The following is a 1,507-nucleotide window of genomic DNA, read 5'->3' as shown; positions in this document are numbered from 1 at the left end:
TGTCGTATGCGTCATAAAACGTGTGTCACGAACTCAATACAATCCAATGAATTTTGTTACTTTTTTAAGACAATTCTTATTTATGTTGTCTATTTTTGGGAGAGGAAGCTCACTTATGCGAGGTTCAGTTATTAAAAGGATGTATGCGGGCTTTGCGCTGATCATCATCCTGTTTGCTGTCACAATTGCCATTATGATGGGGGGAATGCACGATATTCACGGTAAATTTGAAACCGTCTCTAAATCATCGTTGCCCCTTGTATCGTTATCTAACCAAACCAGTGTGGAACTGCTTTCTGCCGACAAGTCTTTTAAAGATTTTCTGACCACTGAGAATAAACAGCGCATGGAAGAAATGCGTCAGGAGTTTGCGAGATCTCAACAACGTTTTGAATCCACTTTGGCGCAGCTCGAATCAGCAAGCCAGATCTACCCTTCTCTTGCCGAACCTTTTTCTCAACTGAAGACGCTAGAGCAAAGCTACTTTACCGAAGCACTCGAAGCAATGGACAACTATGAAGCAATGTTTTCAGCACAAGAAGAAGTGCAGAAGTCATCGCGCCGCTTTCAAAAACTCAACACTGAACTTTCTGTTGGCCTGAAAGAATACGTTGCAGACCAATCGAGTATTTCAGTGAAAGTTATGGCGAAAAGCTACTTCATCAAACTCAAAGATGCCGAAGTGATCACTTCCGATGCGCTGGCCAGCTCCAATCCTGAGTTTGTTACGCAAGCGGTAACGAAAAACCGTAAAGCAGTAACGCACTTGAACTACGCGTTCCGTGGGTTGGTCACTCAGCTTCCTGAGTTAGAAAAAGCTTTTGGCGAATCCGTAGAACAATTTACCCGTGACGTAGGTATGCGTGGCGGTGTGCTAGACCAACACAACAACTACCTCAACGCTCGAGCAGCTCTGTACGACAACATTGCGAACTTAGCTAACAAAGTCGATTCTACGATGGCTATCCTTGAGCAATTCACAACGACAGCAACAGACAAACTAAACGAATCTCTTGATGATGCCGGTGACATTTACTCTGCTGGCGTGACGAAAGCGATTGTGATTGGTGTAGTTGTGGTTTTGTTTGCGGCGGCTATCGGCTATCACATCGCGCAAAGTGTGCGTGAGCCATTAACACGTATTCTCAATGCGCTAGAGAGCCTAACTAAAGGCGATATGACGCAACGTATTGATATTCGCTTTAACAACGAGTTCAGCCGCGTTAGTGGTCATATCAACACGTTAGCGGACAGCTTGCACGACATTCTAGTGAAGCTAAATGAAGCATCAGAAAACTTAGCCTCGACCGCGACAACCAACGAACGAACGTCTTCTCAAGCGCAATCTAAGCTGAATGCACAACGTGAGCAGACCGCCAACGTGGCAACGGCTATGACCGAGATGTCTCACTCGGTTCAAGAAGTTGCGCAAAGCGCTCAAGGCTCTTTGGAAATGGTTCAACGTGTTGAGTCTGCATCCGAAGAAGGCAGAAATGTCATGAGTAGC

Annotated in this window: 1 protein-coding gene; it reads left to right on the top strand. The window is 45.4% G+C overall.

What is annotated here, in order from left to right:
• Window positions 1-115: 115 nt before the first annotated feature.
• The coding region (locus R7O12_RS24545; protein ID WP_318126652.1) for a methyl-accepting chemotaxis protein at window positions 116-1,507 on the top strand (1,392 nt) is incomplete at its 3' end.

It is taken from the genome of Vibrio sp. Vb1574, assembly GCF_033338675.1.
This window is presented reverse-complemented; position numbering and strand designations above follow the sequence as displayed.